Origin of the sequence: Heliorestis acidaminivorans, from assembly GCF_008933955.1 — a bacterium.
GTDB lineage: Bacteria > Bacillota > Desulfitobacteriia > Heliobacteriales > Heliobacteriaceae > Heliorestis > Heliorestis acidaminivorans.
Genome location: NZ_WBXO01000005.1, coordinates 49,564 through 65,546, shown reverse-complemented (window position 1 = coordinate 65,546; position 15,983 = coordinate 49,564). Strand labels below are relative to the sequence as shown.

Annotated in this window: 21 protein-coding genes; 5 read left to right on the top strand and 16 right to left on the bottom strand. The window is 40.9% G+C overall.

Annotated elements, in window-relative coordinates; translation table 11 throughout:
- Both F9B85_RS07880 and F9B85_RS07875 read left to right on the top strand, forming a co-directional pair.
- Complete coding sequence (locus F9B85_RS07880) at positions 1-525, top strand: sulfite exporter TauE/SafE family protein (RefSeq protein WP_341474388.1); 525 nt, start codon at positions 1-3, stop codon at positions 523-525.
- A complete protein-coding gene (locus F9B85_RS07875) occupies positions 510-908 on the top strand; it encodes a sulfite exporter TauE/SafE family protein (protein ID WP_151619851.1) in 399 nt (132 codons plus the stop codon). The genes F9B85_RS07880 and F9B85_RS07875 overlap by 16 nt, the downstream gene beginning before the upstream one ends.
- Positions 909-929: 21 nt before the next feature.
- Here the strand turns inward: F9B85_RS07875 and F9B85_RS07870 are convergent, their stop codons facing one another.
- From F9B85_RS07870 to F9B85_RS07860, 3 genes are read right to left on the bottom strand one after another with little or no spacing between them, the layout of a single operon-like run.
- Positions 930-2,459, bottom strand: a complete 1,530-nt coding sequence (locus F9B85_RS07870; RefSeq protein ID WP_151619850.1) for an ArnT family glycosyltransferase — start codon at positions 2,457-2,459, stop codon at positions 930-932.
- Entirely contained in the window at positions 2,426-2,809 is a 384-nt protein-coding gene (locus F9B85_RS07865) for an EamA family transporter (protein WP_151619849.1), read from the bottom strand. Before F9B85_RS07865 ends, F9B85_RS07870 begins: the two co-directional genes overlap by 34 nt.
- Positions 2,809-3,549 carry a glycosyltransferase gene (locus tag F9B85_RS07860; RefSeq protein WP_151619848.1) on the bottom strand — a complete coding sequence of 247 codons (741 nt, stop codon included), beginning with the start codon at positions 3,547-3,549 and terminating at the stop codon, positions 2,809-2,811. Before F9B85_RS07860 ends, F9B85_RS07865 begins: the two co-directional genes overlap by 1 nt.
- Before the next feature lie 257 nt (positions 3,550-3,806).
- Between F9B85_RS07860 and F9B85_RS07855 the strand changes: the two genes are divergently transcribed.
- The gene (locus F9B85_RS07855; protein ID WP_151619847.1) at positions 3,807-5,318 is read left to right on the top strand and encodes a DEAD/DEAH box helicase; all 1,512 of its coding nucleotides are present in this window, start codon (positions 3,807-3,809) and stop codon (positions 5,316-5,318) included.
- Here F9B85_RS07855 and F9B85_RS07850 read toward each other — a convergent pair.
- From F9B85_RS07850 to rd, 13 genes are all read right to left on the bottom strand, one after another.
- Positions 5,285-6,172: a YitT family protein gene (locus F9B85_RS07850; protein WP_151619846.1), complete on the bottom strand. Its 888-nt coding sequence runs from the start codon at positions 6,170-6,172 to the stop codon at positions 5,285-5,287. The genes F9B85_RS07855 and F9B85_RS07850 overlap by 34 nt on opposite strands.
- A 75-nt stretch (positions 6,173-6,247) precedes the next feature.
- A complete protein-coding gene (locus F9B85_RS07845) occupies positions 6,248-7,306 on the bottom strand; it encodes an HD-GYP domain-containing protein (protein WP_151619845.1) in 1,059 nt (352 codons plus the stop codon).
- Positions 7,307-7,446: 140 nt separating this feature from the next.
- The gene (gene pduL, locus F9B85_RS07840) at positions 7,447-8,088 is read right to left on the bottom strand and encodes a phosphate propanoyltransferase (protein WP_151619844.1); all 642 of its coding nucleotides are present in this window, start codon (positions 8,086-8,088) and stop codon (positions 7,447-7,449) included.
- Between the two features lie 228 nt (positions 8,089-8,316).
- Entirely contained in the window at positions 8,317-8,523 is a 207-nt protein-coding gene (locus F9B85_RS07835) for a DUF1858 domain-containing protein (protein ID WP_151619843.1), read from the bottom strand.
- A gap of 88 nt (positions 8,524-8,611) precedes the next feature.
- Positions 8,612-9,019 carry an ATP-binding protein gene (locus F9B85_RS07830; RefSeq protein ID WP_151619842.1) on the bottom strand — a complete coding sequence of 136 codons (408 nt, stop codon included), beginning with the start codon at positions 9,017-9,019 and terminating at the stop codon, positions 8,612-8,614.
- Positions 9,020-9,059: 40 nt separating this feature from the next.
- Entirely contained in the window at positions 9,060-9,671 is a 612-nt protein-coding gene (locus F9B85_RS07825) for a chemotaxis protein CheC (RefSeq protein ID WP_207707078.1), read from the bottom strand.
- A 6-nt stretch (positions 9,672-9,677) separates the two neighbouring features.
- Positions 9,678-10,025: an STAS domain-containing protein gene (locus F9B85_RS07820; protein ID WP_170270322.1), complete on the bottom strand. Its 348-nt coding sequence runs from the start codon at positions 10,023-10,025 to the stop codon at positions 9,678-9,680.
- A 47-nt stretch (positions 10,026-10,072) separates the two neighbouring features.
- Positions 10,073-10,801, bottom strand: coding sequence for a YkgJ family cysteine cluster protein (locus F9B85_RS07815; protein ID WP_151619840.1), 729 nt, complete (start codon positions 10,799-10,801; stop codon positions 10,073-10,075).
- 3 nt (positions 10,802-10,804) lie between these two features.
- Positions 10,805-11,407: a hypothetical protein gene (locus F9B85_RS07810; RefSeq protein ID WP_151619839.1), complete on the bottom strand. Its 603-nt coding sequence runs from the start codon at positions 11,405-11,407 to the stop codon at positions 10,805-10,807.
- 29 nt (positions 11,408-11,436) lie between these two features.
- Entirely contained in the window at positions 11,437-11,814 is a 378-nt protein-coding gene (gene queD / locus F9B85_RS07805; RefSeq protein ID WP_151619838.1) for a 6-carboxytetrahydropterin synthase QueD, read from the bottom strand.
- The gene (locus tag F9B85_RS07800) at positions 11,807-12,661 is read right to left on the bottom strand and encodes a PHP domain-containing protein (protein ID WP_151619837.1); all 855 of its coding nucleotides are present in this window, start codon (positions 12,659-12,661) and stop codon (positions 11,807-11,809) included. Before F9B85_RS07800 ends, queD begins: the two co-directional genes overlap by 8 nt.
- A gap of 144 nt (positions 12,662-12,805) precedes the next feature.
- On the bottom strand, positions 12,806-13,228 hold the full coding sequence (locus F9B85_RS07795; RefSeq protein WP_151619836.1) for a ferritin-like domain-containing protein: 423 nt from the start codon (positions 13,226-13,228) through the stop codon (positions 12,806-12,808).
- A 165-nt stretch (positions 13,229-13,393) separates the two neighbouring features.
- The gene (gene rd / locus F9B85_RS07790) at positions 13,394-13,549 is read right to left on the bottom strand and encodes a rubredoxin (protein WP_151619835.1); all 156 of its coding nucleotides are present in this window, start codon (positions 13,547-13,549) and stop codon (positions 13,394-13,396) included.
- A 180-nt stretch (positions 13,550-13,729) separates the two neighbouring features.
- Between rd and F9B85_RS07785 the strand changes: the two genes are divergently transcribed.
- Positions 13,730-14,977, top strand: coding sequence for a class I SAM-dependent methyltransferase (locus F9B85_RS07785; protein ID WP_151619834.1), 1,248 nt, complete (start codon positions 13,730-13,732; stop codon positions 14,975-14,977).
- A gap of 126 nt (positions 14,978-15,103) precedes the next feature.
- Entirely contained in the window at positions 15,104-15,982 is an 879-nt protein-coding gene (locus F9B85_RS07780; RefSeq protein ID WP_151619833.1) for an efflux RND transporter periplasmic adaptor subunit, read from the top strand.
- Position 15,983 lies beyond the last annotated feature (1 nt).

Genomic DNA, 15,983 nt, shown 5'->3' with positions numbered 1-15,983 from the left:
CTGCTCCCCCTCATTTATAGGTTCCTATTAATTTCTTTAATACTTTATATAATTAGACGCAATTCAGCATATCCCTTCCTGAGCTGTAGAAAATGCTGTTTATATGGTATCAAAGAAAGCTTTAACGGCAGGGAGGCTACCATGTCTTTTTTACCAACTAATCGACGTACACTAATAATTCTACTCCTAGCTGGAGTAGCTACGGGCCTCGTTAACGGTCTTGTAGGTATAGGCGGAGGAACTATTGTCATACCAGCCCTCGTCTTTTTTCTTGGTGTCGCTCAACACCAAGCTCACGGTACTTCCCTAGCTGTCATTCTCCCTACCTCTTTAACTAGTGCCTTAATTTACTGGTATCACGGTCATCTTCCTATATCGCTTACTTTCATAGTTGCCTTAACTGGCATGGTAGGCGCTTACATTGGTGCAAGATTGATGAATCTAATCTCGCCTAAAAATCTGCGTCTATTGCTAGGACTATTTATGATTGTTGCAGGAGTAAGAATGTTATGGCCATCATCTTAGCCTTAATTGGTCTGCTCGCCGGTATATTAAGTGGACTAGCTTTAGGGGGAGGAACTTTACTCGTTCCCTCCCTTGTAATCTTAATGGAGCTAACTCAGCACCAAGCCCAGGCCATAGCTCTAGCCGCTTTCTTACCTATTTCCACCGTTGCTATTGTAACACATTATAAAAATGGTAACGTAAAGCCCCGGTTAGCTCTCTTATTAGCCTCCGGGGCTATTGCCGGTGCTCTCGTAGGTGCTACTTTAGCGGCTCATATACCAGCACCGCTTTTGAGAAAAATCTTTGGCCTTTTTCTTGTATTCATGGGTTCTTATGAAGTTTACAATCATCGAAAAGCCATCTCCAAAAGAAAAGTACAAAAAGAGAGAAAAAAAGAGTAAAGAGTAGCCTTATGCTACTCTTTACTCCCTTATATCTACAAGCCAGAAGCCTTCTTGAAACCAATTAGAATCACCTGCGTATGGTGGAGGACCTTCTTCCATCCAAACAAGATAAGTAGCTCCTTCAGCTCGTGCTCTCTCCAGATAATTCTCATCAAATATTTGAGGATCGATGAACCAGCCAAAACGCTTGCTATGGTAAAGCGTTCGTGGCGTTGATTCTACAATGAGCAACAAATCATCCTTATCAGTAATTTCATCAAGCTTAGAACCTACCGATAAAACTTTTTGATCTAGACTATACCATCGCTCATAACGCCAGGGTTCATTATGAAGCCACCATTGAGGTAGCCACCAATGGTATGTGTTAACTACGAGATAAGAGCCTCCAGCTAGAAAGAGCCAGAAAAGCACAGTATAACGTATCTTCTGCCAACTCTGACGCCAGACCCAGCTATCTTGCTCTTTGAACCGTTCTGCTTGCGACAAAGCCGCCGCTACAAGTAGAGCTACTAGTGGTATAGCCACCAAGTAGTAATATTGCAAAAGACTAAGTACTCTATTTCCTGCCAGCATGAAAAAGGCCGTAAGACCTACCATCCAAGGTAAAATCCATTTCCACTCTTGACCACTAAAAACTCTCCAGAGGCCAACAAGGACAGGGAGAAAAAGCGCTGGCGTAAAAGTATAGAAAAACAAACCGTGCCCTACATCATTAAACCAACCGGCCGGCAGTCCTTGCTCCAACAGTCTTTGGGCAAAGCCCACAGTAAGACCGGAGACAAATGGATGTTGCGCAATACCATGGATAGACCAGATATAAGCGGCCGTAAAGGCAATAGGAAAAACGATATAAGCTAGGGCTACATACCAGTTCCTTTGCGAATAGAACCACCAAACGGCTAAGGGAAAGTAAAAGATAGCCGCTGGTGGCTTTACTAAGACAGCTAAAGTAAACCAAAAGCAACCTAAGGATGCATGAAAAAGAGAGCCTCCTTTTCGATAAGCCAAAAAGTTGGCTAACCCTGCTAAAGCAAGAGCGATCATCGGTACGTCAGGCTGATAGGAACGTGAAAAATAGACATAAGTAGGATGTAATGCCAAAACAAAAGCGGCGGCTAAACTAGCCCAGCCTCCCCAGAAATGATTGGCAATACGATAAATAGAAATGATGGACCAAAGCGAAAAAATAACAATTACGGACCGAGCAATCCAGACAGCTTCACCACCCCAGAGATGGTAAAGCAAAGCAGTCAAGTATGGTACAAGGCCGAATTCTAGTTCCGCATAATTAGGCGGAGCACCATAGTAATGAAGCTGTGGCCTGAGAATGTTCATCTCCAGCTCATAAAAATGGCGTGCAACAGCCGCTGTATCGCTTTGGCGCCAACTGTGAAAATCAGCAAAAGGCTGATCAATTCCCTGCAGGCGCAAAAGTAAAGCGACTAGAAGGAGTCCCCCAAAAATCCAAGGAACTATAGGGCTATGTAACCCTTGTAAATCTGGTTGAAATTGTTCTAGCTTTGTGCGATCAAATAAACGCCTAAACAAATGACGAGCACCCCACTGATCCTTATCAACGAAAGTGTTTCACCTAGAAAAGCCCAGGATAAAAAGAGTACAAGAACATAGCCAAGACTGACCATGGGATAAGCAAGACTTAGCTCCACTTTAGAAATTGCTACAATCCAGATTAAAGAGCTAAGGCCAAAAAGCAAAAACCCCCCAAGAATCAGGGGATTTTTGATAATTTGTGTAATCCCTTGTATAAAAGCCGTTACCAAGGGGCCTCCCGTAAGAACTAGCTTGTTAGCCCCCATTTTGAGTAAGACCTGACCTAAAGCACCCATAAAAATAGAAAGCAAAATTAAATACAAGCCGTCGCCTAAATTATGCTTCATTAACGATCATCCAACCTCGCCGCTTTTCTAGCTAAAAAGAGATATTGAAAAACAGTCTCTAAAACAGGCATTTTACTAGGCCCAGTCTTGCGATCATAGCGCAAAACTAAAGGCACTTCTGCAAAATTTGGTTGAAAAGTCCGTAGCTTTAGCAAGATTTCAGCCATACAATCGAAACCTTGTGCTTCAATAAAATTATCTCCAAAACGTTCAAAAGCTTGCTGTAAGATACCAACACGGTAGGCACGATAACCAGAAGAATAATCCTTTACCCCTTCAATACCAAAAAGAACACCAAGGAAAGTAGATGCTCCCCAAGACATTAGTCGCCTTACTTGAGATAAGCCTACTTGCTCGCCCCCTTCTTGATAGCGCGAAGCGATAACAACATCAGCACCACGACGAATCTTTTCCATCATCGCCGGAATATGACCTGGATCATGAGTGTCATCAGCATCCATAGTAACAACAACATCATCTTGCTTAGCTACTTTGCATATCCACTTTAATCCTGTTGTCATTGCACAGCCAAGACCTCTGTTCTGACCATGACGAATTACTTCAACATCTAACAAACCTTGAAAGCTTTCCGCAATAACTGCTGTATCATCTTGCGAACCATCATCAACAATTACAATCTTGAGATCCTCAACATCCCGACGAAAGTTTTGAAACTTTTGCAATAAATTTGGTAAACTTTTTGCTTCGTTATAAGCCGGTAGAAGAATATACAGGGCCATTGCCCTCCTTACCTATCATTTCCTTCTCAGTTATATTATCAAAAATTACCACAGGCTGTCCAAGGTTTTTTAAGAAGTTGTTAAATAATTGTAAAAATATAGATGAAACATTAACCTTAGACCATAGTAGACCTCTCTTATTATGCGCAGTCTGTCAAGATATACACTTCCGAGGAAGCGGAATATTTACCAGACATGAAGCTTAACAGCAACTTGCAGAATAAGATAACAGTTTTTCCTTGGAAGGATGACGATATTTGGGTCCTTTGCAATGCTTGCATCAACTAACTTTCGATCCTTTGCCCCACCAGATCCAAGCCGCTTGGAAAGCATTATTTCCTATGGGCGGACGGGCCATTCTAGCCGATGAAGTGGGTCTGGGAAAAACAATTGAAGCAGGTCTCTTTATTAAAGAACTACAATACCGTGGAGGGGCAGAGAAAGTCTTAATCTTAACACCTGCCAATCTTACAGGCCAATGGGCGAGCGAGATGCGCAGTAAATTCGAATTCCCTTGCTGGGTTAACAAAAGAGATTACGGCTGGAACTGGCATCCTTTTGTCGTAGCATCTATCGATTTGGCCAAACGGTCTCCTCATGCCGAAATTATCCAATCCATTGATTATGACGTCATAATAGTCGACGAAGCCCATCGACTAAAAAACCCACGAAGTAGCAACTATCAATTTATGCGTTCTCTCCGATGCCGCAACTTATTATTACTAACAGCTACGCCCGTACAAAACGACTTGAAAGAGCTCTATCACCTCGTTGACTTACTTCGACCAGGCTATTTCGGACAGTACCAAGACTTTCAGAGTGCTTTTATGCGCAACAAAAGAGAGCCAAAAAATCCTCAAGAATTGCAAGATATATTATCAGGAGTAATGGTTCGCCATCACCGTAGTGAATGCGAAATAAAATTGCCTCCTCGCAAAGTCCATCTCTTACCAATTGAGTTAACAGAGCCTGAAAGAGTTCTTTATAATGCTGTTGTAAAATATTTGCGTGGCGAATTTCGACGTCGCAAAGAAGAGAAAAAAAGCGTCCTTGGTTTACTAACACTTTTGCGCGAAGTATGTTCTAGCTCTTTTGCCGCAATGGGTACTATTGAATCAATGGGACTTACAGAACTGATCCCCCTTGCCAAAAAAATCCGCCATAACGCCAAAGGACAGGTCGTAACAGAATTTGTCAAAAAAAATAAAGAAAAAGTCATTATCTTTACTGAGTACGTGCAAACATTAGATTACTTGGCTATGCACCTACAAAGCGCAGGCATTCCTTTTTTAACTTATTACGGTGGCCTAGGTCGCTGGACTAGAGCTATCACACAAAGCCAGTTCCACCAAAGTGATATTCCTGTACTCATATCTACAGAGTCAGGTGGGGAAGGTATTAACTTGCAATTCTGTCACCAAGTAATTAACTATGACTTACCTTGGAATCCTATGCGCTTAGAACAGCGTATTGGCAGAGTTCATCGTCTAGGACAAGACCGAGACGTTCAAGTCTATAATTTAACTACCCGAAACACGATTGAAGAATATATGCTTGATCTGCTATCTGAAAAAATTAACATGTTTACCTCAACTATTGGATCTTTAGAAAAATTGCTCTATAGTAAAGAATCTTCTATGAATATGGATAGAGAAGTATTAGAATATCTTCTCGACTTGCAGACAGAAGAAGAAAAAGAGCCAACGACTTCTACAGAAAGCTCGCTAACTCCTTTTCAACCATCTACAACACCTTTTTTCTTTTTGTAAGGCCATCTTCGGAAACCTTCACCAAAAACTTCATGAACATCATTAATAATCATAAACGCCTTGGGATCACATTCGTAAACAAGAGCTTTTAAACGAACGAGCTCATTGCGACTGACTACACAATATAAGACTTCTTTATCTTGATCAGTATAGGCACCTCGACCACTAAACAAGGTAGCTCCTCTTCCTAGTTTGTCTACCACCGCTTCGGCTATCTCACTTCTTTTATCAGAAATTATCATAGCGGCTTTAGCTGAATAAGCACCTTCCTGTACAAAATCAATAACTCTAGTGGCGACAAAAACAGCTACCAGTGTGTAGAGAGCTACGGTAAGACCGAAAAAAATACCTACAGCTACAATAACAATTGTATCAACAAGCAATAAACCACGCCCGACAGGCCAGCCCCAGTATTGATTGATGAAGCGGGCCAAAATATCAGCACCGCCTGTACTACCGCCGAGATAGAAAATAATTCCTAGACCGATTCCGACAGCACCACCACCATATAAGGCGGCCAGAAAAAGGTCTTCTGCCATCGGTGCTTGAAAGTGCTTAGTAAGCTCAATAGCCAGAGATACAAGGGCTGTCCCTACTAAAGTTTTCCAAGCAAAATCACGACCTAGAAAGCGCCAACCAGCGATAAAAAGAGGTAAATTTAAAGCTAAGTAAGTGGGACCAACAGGCCAATGGAAAAGGTAATGGAGAATCAAGACAACACCAGTTAAACCACCTTCAGCCAAACGATTGGCAATGATAAAGTAGTTTAAGCCAAAGGCAAAAATAAAAGCTCCAATAGCAATGCCTGTGACTTCATAGGACCACTTTTTGATCCTTTTTTTCCAAATGCTCATACTTCAACTCGCCTGCACAAAAAATAGTATAAATACTATACAATAGAGTGCCCAGCTTGTTGACGTGACAAACTTTTACAGCATTACTTCTTTTATAAACATTGTTTTCTCTGATACTAGATCGTATTCTATAGGCTCAATAACGCGACTTCGCTCTTCTAAGACGCGAATTATAGGCCGCATAGGCATAGAATTATTTTGATCGACTACTACGCCAATTTCTCCTGTCGATAGCCGTACTGAAGCACCTGTAGGATAGGCGGCAATATTTTTCAAGAAAAGTCGTACCAGCTCCACATCAAGCTTAGAACCTGCGCTAGCCATTAAGAACTCACAAGCTTCATGGGGTAAAAATTTGCGTCCCTCTCGATTACCATTGACTAGCTGATCATAAGTATCTGCTACGGCAGTAATGCGTCCGTATAGATGAATATCATCGCTTTGTAGATTGCGCGGAAAGCCCGACCCATCGATATGCTCATGATGTTGGAAAGCTACATGAGCCGATGTTAAAGGTATATTGCCGTTACTGCGTAATAGCTCAAAACCTTTTAAGGTATGATCATAGTAAGCTTGTCGCTCTTCAGCTGTCATCATTTGAAGTGGCTTAATTACAAGCTCCTTAGACAATACAGTCATGCCTAGATCATGAAGCAGAGCTCCTACAGCTAAGTCGGCGAGACGATATCGATCCAAGCTACTAGCAACACCTAAGAGAGCACTAAGAATGCACACTTGAACACTATGAGCCATCAATTGGTTTTCATTCGTCCTAATATCTGGGAAGCTAACTAGTACATTGTGATTTCTCATTACTTCGTCGATCACTTGGTTGACAGCATCTTTGATCCTTTTACCGTCAATTTTTTTGCCACTTCGAACTACATCAGTAGATTCTTTTAATGATCGCAGGACTTCTCGTCTCGTCTCTTCACTTACCACGTCTTTAAGAACTATGTCAGAAAATCTTTCATCTTCTATATAGAGGGCTGTAATCCCTAAGTTGCGTAGCTTAGCAATAAAACCAGCTGTTAAAACAACACCTCGACCTAATAGAATCTGACCATCAGCTGTAAAAATAGTGCGTGACAAAACGTGTCCAATATTAGCATAGTCAATTCCGATTTGACGCACAAGGTTATCCTCCCTTAATCAAAAGTGACTGTTGTCACTGGTGCTTTATGGCGATTATATGTAATAGAAAAAGTGGCTACATACATCTGTAGCCACTTTTTATTATACCACGTTTTTACTCCGAATCCGCTTTCCTGATTTTAAATTTTCTGGATTACTCTTTCTGACATTGTTGAAACCTCTTTTTCTTCACTTTTCTCCGTAATATAAGCATAGTCACCACTAGCTAAAAAGCCAGCATTCGCTTCATCTATATCAACATGGAATTCTAAGCGAAGACCTTGTGCCACCCTTACCAGAACATTGTTGAAAATAAGGCCTCGCTCACCACCAACGCTAATATTGACGCGGTCTTTATCTTTCAACTGCAGAACTTTTGCTTCTTCTACGCCTAAGTGAATATGGCGAGCCGCCATAATCACGCCTTCCTCCAAAACAACAGTACCTTTCGGTCCCATCAGTATGCAACCGGCAGAACCTTCTAAGTCACCAGAGTCACGAAGAGGTGGTTTAATACCTAAAGCAAAAGAATCGGAGCGAGAGATTTCCACCTGTGTTTGCGAGCGAAGAGGACCTAGAACGCGAACATTAGGAATAATACCTTTAGGACCTGCTATAGTTACCACTTCTTTACAAGCAAAGTGACCGGGTTGGTAAAGTGGCTTCAATTCAGTTAATTTATGTCCTTTTCCAAAAAGCTGCTCTAAGTGAGCCTGGGAGAGATGAATATGTTTATTAGAAACGCCAACAGGAACTTGTACGGGAATGTTGTATTTTGTCATGATGTAGTTCCTCCTCCCGAGTTGTACCAGTAATTAAGTCAATTATACTCGCAACAATAAAGTTTGTGCAATATGTTACAAAGTAGTTGCAATTATAAAAATATTCATCCTTAAAAGCTTCGATTCTATCCAAAATAGATGATAAATAAGCAGAATAGTAAGAAAAATAGGCAAAAAGAAAGGAAGCTTTTTCTTAGTTAAAAAAGCTTCCTTTTGTACTTTGCTATTTTATTTTTCTTCACCTTGGCTAACAGCTTTGTTCAGTTCTGCCATTAATTTATCTACGTCTACACCATGAGCACGAGCACCTTGTTCGATGTTTTCAAATCGAGCGGCTGAACAGCCTAGGCAACCCATTCCAAAGCCCATGAATACAGGTACAACTTGAGGGAATTTAGAAACTGTTTCTCCAATACTCATATCTTTAGTAATCATTCTACTACACCTCCTTCAACTAAAAGACCATAGGCTCAATTATACCTTACCCCGCAAAAAGGCGCAATAAAAGCAAGTAACTGAGTAATTAGGAATTTCTTAGTTCCTTAATAAGTGTTAAGTCATTCCACTCACCTTTGCGAGCAGAAAAGGCTTGGTCCATAAAATGGCAAATAAGAAAAATGCCACGGCCACTTTCACTACAGGAATTAGGCAAAGATGCCTTTCGTTCATGAATCAAGAATCCTTTTCCTTGATCTAAAAGATGGGTCTCTATTCGCTCCGGTGTTACTCTCATTTGAAGCGTAATAGGATTATCACTTTCTCCACCGTATCCGTGAACAATAACGTTGTTAATTGCCTCAGATAAAGCAAGTTTTAGATAAAAAATCGTTTCATGATCCCAATTATTCTTGTGACCTAGCTCATCAATTAATCGATGGACACGAGGTAACTCATCGTAGCGACTCACCATATCCATTTCTATCATGCCCATAGACTTCGCCCTTTCCTAGATACAATCAAAGGCCTTACTGCTACGCCAAACCTAGTGTACTTAATATTAATTCTAAGGAGCCTTCTTCTGGTATCAGATAAAGCGTTCCTTTTACTTCTAAATCTAGGCCTTGAAACTCTGTTTCCAAAAGCATGGCATGATCGCCTACTTCAGCAATAGTTGTCAAAACTACACTGATAATTGCCGCCGCCATATCAATAGCCAGAGCTGGTACAGACTGCTCAAAAGTAAGTCTTGTAAACATGGACAAAGCATTTAGATAAGTACCAGCTAAGATATTCCCTACTTCTTTCAAAGCAGAGATCTCCATTTCCCCAAGGGAAACTGTCGTCCCAGGTTGCATGCCCATTAGCAAATCAACCATCCTTTTGGCTGATTCCTCCGTCAATGCAAAGAGAATATTAGCTGGCGCTTTTCCATCTACGCGTAGATAGACTCCAGCTACAATACTCTCATCTCCACCCATATGCTCAGCAACTTGGGAAAAAGGTACAACCTTCAAGTTGGGCACTTTCATATCAATGCCACGCTGAACCATTTGTGATAAAGCAGTGGCCGCATTACCAGCGCCTACATTACCTACTTCTTTGAGTGCATCTATCTGCATCGGAGTCAATTCTAGAAAGTTCACGACAACTCACTCCTCTGCCTCTAGCAACTTTAAGGCCTCTTCCTCCGTATCAACAAGAATCATAACTTTGTTCAACCGAACAATCTCAAAGACCTGTCGAATAACATCGCGTAATCCATAAACAATGAGCTTACGATTTTGGGCACGCAATTGTTTATAAAAGGCCACCAAAGCGCCTAGTCCAGAGCTGCTTATGAACATGACATCAGTAAAATTAAGTATAACTGATTGACCCTCGGCATCTCCTGCTTCGGCTAAACCAGCTTTAAAGCGGTCTAGTCCTACACCATCGATTTCACCTTTTATGTCTACTACTTTTGATGAGCCGAGTTCTCGGGTCTGGAGTTCCAACACCCGTCCCAACCCCTTTACAGGTCTATTTTATTAACACAAGCATACCATTATCTATTTATCCTGACAAGGCCAAGAGAAGCTGTAAAAGATTCTAATAGAACAATTTTTTCAATATTCTGAGGTAGGACATTGTTACTTTGATCATAGGCCTTGCCCCAAGCCGTTTCAGGATAATCTTCTATGGAAACCTTCCCTTGCCAAAGCTCAGGAAGAAGATTAAAAGTTAGCAAAAAACGCACTAGCTCATCTTCACCATCATTGATCAGCCGTTGACGAAACTTATCGGCTCTATGGGATAGATAAGAGCAGAAAAAAGTTCGACATACCAGAGGTCGCCAAGCATGATAGGAGCAACGTTTTCCTTCTTCATCAAAAAGATAGCACTGCCCTTGCTCATTGCGCTTTAAAGTAATATCAACCATACCGTTTACTACATCTATATGTGCAAATTTGTCTAATGCTAAAGCTATATCTTGGCTATGCACAGGACCTTCCCTAGGACGCTCTATACCATCAGGTAATAGGCTTGTTAAAGTAATGACATCGCCTATAGTCAAGGGAATCCTCTCTGAACAACAATGGGGACAGCCTAGACAATGACCCCACCCTTCTTGTTCCTTCTGTTCATGTCGTAAGGCAGACCATCTATTTGCTGTAAAAAAATCTTCTACTGCCTCTACGTAATCGGCCACAGTAGCAGAAGCGTGAAAAGCTACCAAGTCGTAACCAATTCCCTGAGGAAATTTCTTACTTAGTATACTAACTGCTTTCTCCATTATCTAAAGTAGCTCCTCAAAGTGACCAGAATGATGCATAGCATGTAGGATACGAGAAATTTCGTTGCCTAGGGAATCAAATTGCACTTCAAAGCTATCGAGCCGAAGAGGCCATTTATAAAAGGCATAAGCACTATGAATATTGACTTGTTGTTCAGGAGTTACGGATATTTCAAAGTTTACTTCTGGCATCTTCTGGGGCTCTACCATATGGCTAATAATACTTTGTACTCTTCGCGTCAAAATGCCTGCCCATTGAAAGTCTTTAGCAGGAAAGTAATATTTGATCTCTAACTCCAAAACAGGCCCACTAAGTTCTCCTCTTTGAAAAGAACCCTCATTGGAAGAAGAAAAAGAATCTACTGCTATTTGCGTTGATGAACCCTGTAGATCATAAAGAGATGAAGCCGTCATTCTGGCATCCCAGAGAAAGGCAATCTCCGTCTTGAGCTCTGAGTGAACAGTGGCATCGGGGACTTGACAAAAACAACGAAACTCACGGAGACAACTTCCTGTCTCAATAAAGTTTTGAATGTCAAAAATATCCAATCCCGATTCTTCTAATGCATGTAGCAGTTCTTCCCAGACGTCTTCGTACGTTAACATATCCTTTCTCCTTATGAATCACTAAAAATTTATTCTGCTCTGTAACGAATGGAAGCACGAGGAGATTCCCAAACTTCTACAGAAGCTACTTTAACATGAGGATACCTTGTTTTTACCCAATCGGTCAATTGTTGATAGAAAAAGCGTGCCAAATTTTCTGCTGTAGGGTTATGTTCTTGAAAATATTCATGATCATTAATCATTTTATGATCAAGTTGATCGCAGATACGATTTAATTCTGCTTTTACAATTCCAAAATCAATCAGCATACCTAACTCATCTAATTGAGTACCAGAAAGTACAACCTCTAGATCCCAAGTATGACCATGAATCTGAGCACACTTACCTGGATAATCACGCAAGTAGTGAGCGGCATCAAAATGGCTCCGAACAATTAATTCATACATATTCTATACTCTCCCTTATTACTTTCATCAGTTCTACAGGCAAAGGACTTCCATTAGCCATGATTCTACCAAGTTCTATATCTACCTTATTAGAACCATGATAGTCACTGCCGCCTGTAACAATCAGATTATGCTCTTTAGCTAGAGCTACAAACTTTTCTACATCTTCTGCAGAATGTTCGGGATAATAAGCTTCTATCCCTCCAAGACCATAGGAGACAAGCTCGCGCAAGAGCGCTGATAAGCTAGCCTTGTCTTGTTTCTCTAAAAAAATAGGATGAGCTAAAACTACTGTTGCGCCTGCTTTCTTTAATAGTTCAATTCCTGCTTGTGGCGTTAACTTTTCTTTTTTTACATAAGCTGCTTTTCCAACGGCTAGAAAACGCTCAAAAGCTTCTTCCGTTGTAGATACAATACCTTTGCGAACAAGCAGGGCTGCAATATGAGGACGACCAATAATATTTCCTTCTGCAATTTCCCCTACTTCTTCTAGAGTAATCGAAATTCCCAATTTTTTCAATCTTTCAATCATAAGAGGATTGCGAATTTCTCGATAATGTCTTAATTTAAGCAGTTCTTCTTGCAATATTGGATGATCTACATTTACATGATAACCTAAAATGTGCATTTCTTGATTGTAATAATTCACACTTAATTCAATTCCTGCAATAACTTTTACACCTAACTGCTTTCCTCGTGCTTGTGCTTCTGCTACACCGTCAATTGTATCATGATCTGTCAAAGCAAGCAGAGTAATACCTTTTTCTTTTGCTTTTTGTACCAAATCAGAAGGACTTAATGTTCCATCTGATGCTGTAGAGTGGGTATGCAAATCGATTAGGCCCATTAAAAGATGCCACTCCTTTTTTAAGCAAGATCTGTTGTGTAATAGCTTACTTAGCAAACCGCTGTAAAATGGGCTAGAACTACTGTTGCTTATTATAACAAGAAAAAGGCAGAGTATTAGCACTCTGCCTTGAAGAACTTTTCATTATTTTGCAAAGTATCGATCCAGCATACCTTTCAACATCTGAGCATGTCGAGCTTCATCCTTCGAGGACTCGTCAAAGTAATCATGAGCCGCATCGATATTGTTCTCTTTGGCTTTGGTAGCGGCCATTTTTTTGCCTTTGTTAGCACCAATCTCACCAGCTAGCATTTTCTCAAGATTTTCTTTGGTGCAGGAAGAAATCATGCCATTTAATTCAGCAAAATGGGCCGCGTGCTCTGCTTCTTCCCAGGCAATTCGCTTAAGTACTTCAGCTACTTCAGGGTAGCCTTGACGCTGTGCTTGACGTGCCATTGCTAGGTAAAGACCTGTTTCTGTGGTCTCGCCACGGAAATTAGCCGTAACTTCATCTTCTACTGCTGTTCCTTTAGTAACACCTAATTGAACTTCATTAACAAATTCCATAAATCTCATCCTCCGTTAATAGTAATTATTATTGTTACTGTTTACGATTCGTAGTATAGTAAATCTTCTTTTTCTTGTCAACAGCTAGTTTCACACTTTTTTCATTATTTAAGCAAAAAAAGCAAAAAAACTGCCCACATGTAGTTGTGGACAGTTTTTTTGCTTTTATACAGCTTCAAATTCATCTTTACCAGCGGAGCACAAGGGGCAAACCCAGTCAGCAGGTACCTCTTCCCAAGCTGTGCCAGCAGAGACACCGTTCTCAGGATCACCCTGAGCAGGATCGTAAATATACCCACAGAGGAGACAACTATACTTCATTCATAATCACTCCTTTCTCTCTTTCATCATAACAAGGCTTGTAAAGTTTGCCAAGCTATCAGTAATGTGAAAAGTATCATTTATGCTTATCCTCTAATTCATAAATTCTTTCAGCCATTGGCCATAGCTAGATCTCCTATTAAGATAGCACCTACTAAAGGGTTTCGAAGACCAGAAAGCTTGGACAAGCTATCTCATCAATGTTATGATTGGGCTCAGAATATAGCTAGGGAGGCAACTAATCAAGAAATGCGTCATCTTGAGCTTCAACAACATCTTAAAAACATCATAACAACAGAAGGTTCTATGACTTTCCGAGATTTTATGGAACTGACTTTATATCACCCTGACTACGGTTACTATACAGCAGAAAGAAGTCCTCTAGGCCCAGAAGGAGACTTTATTACTTCACCGGAAGTTAGTCCTCTTTTTGGCCAATTGCTAGCACGTCAGATTGAGGAAATGTGGCGCCACCTCGACTGCCCTACTCCTTTTTCCATTATAGAATTAGGGCCAGGTCGTGGCCTTATGGCTCATAGTATTTTAACAGCACTAGCCTCTACGGACTTGTCAAACCATTTAATCTATCACTTAATTGAAGTAAGCCCACAAAGACGTCTAGAACAGAAGGCACTCTTATCTGAGCTTTCCACATACTCTTCTTACGAAGATCCAGCAGGAATGGAAAGAGGAACTTATGGATGGATCACCGCGGAGCAGTTGCCTAACAAACTTCAAGGCTTAGTTCTTAGTAATGAGTTTTTTGATGCTCTTCCTGTTCACCGCTTGGTCTATAAAGATGGAAAGCTACAAGAGCTTTATGTAGCCTTGCATGATGATAATTTTGCTTGGCAAAGCGGTCCAATCTCCACAACTGTTGTAACAGACTGGGCAGATAAGCACATCTGGCAACGCCATATTACTCTTGAAGAAGGTCAAATTATTGAGATCAATCCTACCATGGAAGATTGGGTTTCTTTTATAGATGATCATCTTCAACGTGGCTTTGTACTTACCATTGACTATGGCCATCCAGCAGAAGTGCTTTATCATCCATCTCGTTTTGAAGGTACTTTAATGACTTATTATCGCCATCAGGCTAATAATGACCCTTTCACCCACATAGGCTTGAAAGATCTTACTACCCATATTGATTTTACTGCTTTGTCAACTCTTGGTGAAGAAAGACTTTGGCAGACTCTTGGCTTGACCAATCAGATGTGGTTTCTTATTAGCTTGCTTGACCCCGAAGAAATAAAGCCTAAAGCAACAATGACTGTAGCAGATTTTCGTCGGCAACAGCAACTTAAGAAATTAATTCAACCCTTAGGAATGGGGGAAACCTTCCGTATTATGATTCAATCCAAAGGGCTCAAAGCTCTCCATCTTCTTGGATTAAGGGAGCAAAGTGGAAAGTCTAGATCATAGTTGATAAAAAAAGGTCTAAAAGGACAAGATACCAGATAGTTCTGTTTGTTACAGAATTGTCTGGTATTTCTTTATTTATCCATCACCTTGTCTATTTATTTAATGTGAAAAAAGGGGGTCTGGGCTTTGGCCCAAAAAGGTCATTTGTCACAAAAAAAATTATTTTCTGGTCTTTTTGCTTTACTTCTTCTAATCTCATCTACTTTTCTAGTGCTTTCTTTTTTGGTACCTAAACCAACGGAAGTTGAAACTATCTCTGCAGATCACGGTTCTGTCTGGCAAGAGCTTTGGATAAGTGGAGAAGTACGACCGCAAAAAGAAATTAGTCTCTATACACCTCGCCCCGGTCTTCTGGAGTGGCTAGTGCAAGAAGGTGATCCGGTCAAGCAAGATCAACCTATTGCGCGCCTTGGTGACTTTGATGTACTTAGCCCTATGGATGGCAAATTGACAGAAAAAATGGCCCATAGTGGTGTCTGGGTTCCTCTCGGTGTTCCGCTTGGCCAGATTAGTGATATGGAAGACCTTATTGTACATGCGCTAGTAGATGAGTCTGAAGTTTTGCTTGTTGAGCCAGGGATGCCTGTTCAGTGGTCCTTTACCGGTTATCCAGGACAAGTCTTCTCTGGCGAAGTGCTTAGTCTTTCCAAGATGGCTCGTCGAGATTTAGATGGCAATCGCGGTTTTCAAGTAACTATTTCTGTACCTGATGATGTTAAGGTCTATGCAGGCATGACTGCTGATGGAAAAATATTACTTGAAGAAGTGCAAGATTTACGTATTTCAGTAGATTCCATCTGGGAAGAGCGGGGAGTTGCCAAAGTTTACGTGCTTCGTGACGGTCGAGCTACTGTTGTAGATGTTAAGCTTGGTATTCGAGACGACTTTTATGCCCAAGTTCTCGAAGGCTTAGAAGTAGGCGATGAAGTAATTATCCCTAGTGGACTTTCTATTACTACGGGGCAAAGTGTAAAAGTAAAAAGCTCTGCTCCGGCGAGGACTTAGC

What these genes read in the sequence shown, in the direction of transcription:
- rd (WP_151619835.1), bottom strand. Translation starts at nt 13,549, where the DNA reads ATGAAGTATAGTTGTCTCCTCTGTGGGTATATTTACGATCCTGCTCAG.
- F9B85_RS07860 (WP_151619848.1), bottom strand. Translation starts at nt 3,549, where the DNA reads ATGGCCCTGTATATTCTTCTACCGGCTTATAACGAAGCAAAAAGTTTA.
- F9B85_RS07815 (WP_151619840.1), bottom strand. Translation starts at nt 10,801, where the DNA reads ATGGAGAAAGCAGTTAGTATACTAAGTAAGAAATTTCCTCAGGGAATT.
- pduL (WP_151619844.1), bottom strand. Translation starts at nt 8,088, where the DNA reads ATGACAAAATACAACATTCCCGTACAAGTTCCTGTTGGCGTTTCTAAT.
- F9B85_RS07835 (WP_151619843.1), bottom strand. Translation starts at nt 8,523, where the DNA reads ATGATTACTAAAGATATGAGTATTGGAGAAACAGTTTCTAAATTCCCT.
- F9B85_RS07865 (WP_151619849.1), bottom strand. Translation starts at nt 2,809, where the DNA reads ATGAAGCATAATTTAGGCGACGGCTTGTATTTAATTTTGCTTTCTATT.
- F9B85_RS07795 (WP_151619836.1), bottom strand. Translation starts at nt 13,228, where the DNA reads ATGGAATTTGTTAATGAAGTTCAATTAGGTGTTACTAAAGGAACAGCA.
- F9B85_RS07830 (WP_151619842.1), bottom strand. Translation starts at nt 9,019, where the DNA reads ATGGGCATGATAGAAATGGATATGGTGAGTCGCTACGATGAGTTACCT.
- F9B85_RS07810 (WP_151619839.1), bottom strand. Translation starts at nt 11,407, where the DNA reads ATGTTAACGTACGAAGACGTCTGGGAAGAACTGCTACATGCATTAGAA.
- F9B85_RS07875 (WP_151619851.1), top strand. Translation starts at nt 510, where the DNA reads ATGGCCATCATCTTAGCCTTAATTGGTCTGCTCGCCGGTATATTAAGT.
- F9B85_RS07850 (WP_151619846.1), bottom strand. Translation starts at nt 6,172, where the DNA reads ATGAGCATTTGGAAAAAAAGGATCAAAAAGTGGTCCTATGAAGTCACA.
- F9B85_RS07800 (WP_151619837.1), bottom strand. Translation starts at nt 12,661, where the DNA reads ATGGGCCTAATCGATTTGCATACCCACTCTACAGCATCAGATGGAACA.
- queD (WP_151619838.1), bottom strand. Translation starts at nt 11,814, where the DNA reads ATGTATGAATTAATTGTTCGGAGCCATTTTGATGCCGCTCACTACTTG.